The following is a 2,745-nucleotide window of genomic DNA, read 5'->3' as shown; positions in this document are numbered from 1 at the left end:
GCGAAATCTCGGGGTTAGCCAACCGGCTATCTCCAGGCAATTGAAATTCCTACTGGAAAATAATCTCTTAACCCAGGAACAGGGAAGCACAGATCGCAGAACATTTTATTTAAATGCCACAAAAAAAGGGAAATTGCTCATTGATGGATCCGAAAATTTCCGTAAAAATGTAACCACACAAATTGGTAGTATTCTCAGTGAAAGCGAACTCCAAAATCTGACTTTGCTATTGGCAAAAGCATTTAAAAGCTTAAAAGCAGACTAGCTGACAAGACTTCAACGGATAACCAGATAGAAGCCTGCAAGCCAAGGGGTTTTATCGGTGGATATTTTACCGGAGAGTATTTCCCGGACACAGTTTGTCCCCCGGCAATCAGTTAAAAGCCTGACGAAATTCCAGCGGCGATAAATTCGTCTTCTTTTTGAAAAGCGTGCTAAAAGATTGCGCATGCTCAAAGCCCAGGGCATAGGCGATCTCGCTGACCGAAAGATTGGTCGTGGAAAGTTTTTCTTTGGCTTTCGCGATCAGTTTTTCATGAATATGCTGCTGTGTGTTCTGCCCCGTATGAATCCGAAGCAGGTCACTCAGGTAGTTCGGCGACAGGTTCATCTGCGCAGCAATATATTGTACCGTGAGCAAACCCTGTACATCGCTGTTAAAGTAATCATCGATCAACTGCCCGAACCTGGTCAGCAGCGCTGAATTATTATTCCTGCGGGTCAAAAACTGCCGCTCATAAAAACGGTTGGAGTATTTCAGCAGACTCTCGATCTGCGTCAGAATGATCTCCTGGGTATGCTTATCGATATGCTGGCACTCCCTGTCAATTTTATGGAGGATCGTGATCAGGTCATCTTCTTCCTCGGCCGACAGGTGCAGTGCTTCGTTAACCGCGTAATCGAAAAAACCGTAGCGATGAATGCTGCTTGCCAGAGGATGCTGTAACAGGAAGTCCGGGTGAAAGATCAGGAGATAACCGGACCCGCATTCCATATTTTGCAGGTCCAGTTGTTGCACCTGGTTAGGCGCAGTAAAACTCAATACTCCTTTATCGTAATCATAATGCTGCTGTCCGTACCTGATCTTGCCTTTGGCTTCGCGTTTGAGCGCCACGCAATAAAAGCGGTTAACGAAACCTTTCCAGATCTCATCTTCCAAAAAAACACTTTCCGACAGATTGATCACGCTTACCAGCGGGTGGCGAGGTTCGGGCAACGACAGCAACCGGTGAAATTCTGATATGGAATTGATAGCGTTCATAAGCAAAATTAATCAATTAAGCCCATACTGAACTCATCATAAGGTGCGCCTGTGTCTGTACCCAAAGGCACGATGCTTTCCAGTTGTGAAAGATCCGCCTCCGTCAGCTCAATGGTAGTCGCCGCAATGTTTTGTTCCAGGTACTTTCTGCGTTTCGTTCCCGGGATCGGTAAAATCCCCTTGCTCATGATCCAGGCCAAAGCCAGCTGCGAAGGAGTAACGTTCTTTGCTTCAGCCATAGCTTCAATTGCCTTAACCAATTCAATATTCTTATTAAACATTTCGCCCTGGAAACGCGGGATCGCTCTGCGGAAATCGTTCTCCGGCAGGTCATCGATGCTTTTGATCTGTCCCGATAAAAACCCACGGCCCAATGGTGAGTAAGCTACAAACCCGATACCCAGTTCATTTAATGTTGCTAACACCCCGCGTTCTTCCACCGTTCGTTCAAATAAAGAATACTCGCTTTGTACTGCGGTGACCGGGTGCACGGCATGCGCCCGCTTAACCGTTTCAGATGATACTTCCGACAGACCGATATATCCTACTTTACCTTCTTTAACCAGTTCGGCCATGGCATCAACCGTTTCCTCGACCGGCGTATTTTTATCGAGGCGGTGCAGGTAATACAGATCGATGTAATCAGTATTGAGATTCTTTAGCGAACGCTCTAAAGATTTCTTTACATAGTCCTTTTTACCATTGATGGCCCAGGTCACTTTGTTGTTGTCATCGATTTCCCAGCCAAACTTGGTGGCTAAAATATACTGATCGCGTTTGCCGCTGATTGCTTTCGCAATGAGCTGCTCATTTTTCAACGGCCCGTACAGATCGGCAGTATCCAAAAAATTACCGCCTAATTCGAACGAACGGTGAATCGTCGCGATGGCTTCCCGCTCATCCGCAGGTCCGTACATATGTGCTTCTTCAAAACCCGTCATGCCCATACAGCCCAGGCCGATCACCGGCACAACCAAACCCTGGCTGCCCAATGCTATTTGTTTTATTTCCATGATCCAAAGGTCGGTAAGCCAAATCGCACACGTGTATGCAAACCCCTGAAACTTGTAAGCAAATCAGGGAGGTTATCCTGTTGCCAAAAGCTGCGGTATTTGCTGCTTCTGTAAAACAATAAAAATCATCCTTCAGGGTTTTGAATTTGCCTTTGCCTAACGGCTCTACAATTTTATAAGAACCTGCATGGTCGTTTCGGTTTTGTTCAAAAAAATATATTTTACCTTTGCTTATTACCCATAATATATGAACGTATACCCCCATACACTTCCGGCAAAAATGATAAACTATCTTCCACTCACAGATAAAGACATTGAAAGGGTAAAATACTGGCTTCGTGGCATACGTGGCGGCGCTATCAGCGGCCTCATAGCAGGCACGCTAATCCTTAGCGCATCCGGACTGCTTTTATGGGCAATGTCCAGCTCTCTGCGGGATGATAGCAGTCTTCCCATTATTATTTTAGTTAT

Annotated in this window: 4 protein-coding genes; 2 read left to right on the top strand and 2 right to left on the bottom strand. The window is 45.8% G+C overall.

Annotated features, from left to right (window positions below; translation table 11 throughout):
- A partial coding sequence (locus tag VN105_RS02665; protein WP_325637655.1) for an ArsR family transcriptional regulator occupies nucleotides 1–265 on the top strand: 265 nt, incomplete at its 5' end.
- 108 nt (nucleotides 266–373) lie between these two features.
- Here VN105_RS02665 and VN105_RS02660 read toward each other — a convergent pair.
- Both VN105_RS02660 and VN105_RS02655 read right to left on the bottom strand, forming a co-directional pair.
- Nucleotides 374–1,261 (bottom strand): helix-turn-helix transcriptional regulator, encoded by an 888-nt coding sequence (locus VN105_RS02660; RefSeq protein WP_325637653.1) that lies wholly within the window; start codon nucleotides 1,259–1,261, stop codon nucleotides 374–376.
- 8 nt (nucleotides 1,262–1,269) lie between these two features.
- Entirely contained in the window at nucleotides 1,270–2,274 is a 1,005-nt protein-coding gene (locus VN105_RS02655; protein ID WP_325637652.1) for an aldo/keto reductase, read from the bottom strand.
- A 247-nt stretch (nucleotides 2,275–2,521) separates the two neighbouring features.
- Between VN105_RS02655 and VN105_RS02650 the strand changes: the two genes are divergently transcribed.
- A partial coding sequence (locus VN105_RS02650; protein ID WP_325637651.1) for a hypothetical protein occupies nucleotides 2,522–2,745 on the top strand: 224 nt, incomplete at its 3' end.

This window comes from Chitinophaga sp. (assembly GCF_035564935.1).
GTDB lineage: Bacteria > Bacteroidota > Bacteroidia > Chitinophagales > Chitinophagaceae > Chitinophaga.
Note: the sequence above shows the minus strand (reverse complement) of the source record. Positions and strands in the feature narration are given on the sequence as shown.

What these genes read in the sequence shown, in the direction of transcription:
- VN105_RS02655 (WP_325637652.1), bottom strand. Translation starts at nt 2,274, where the DNA reads ATGGAAATAAAACAAATAGCATTGGGCAGCCAGGGTTTGGTTGTGCCG.
- VN105_RS02660 (WP_325637653.1), bottom strand. Translation starts at nt 1,261, where the DNA reads ATGAACGCTATCAATTCCATATCAGAATTTCACCGGTTGCTGTCGTTG.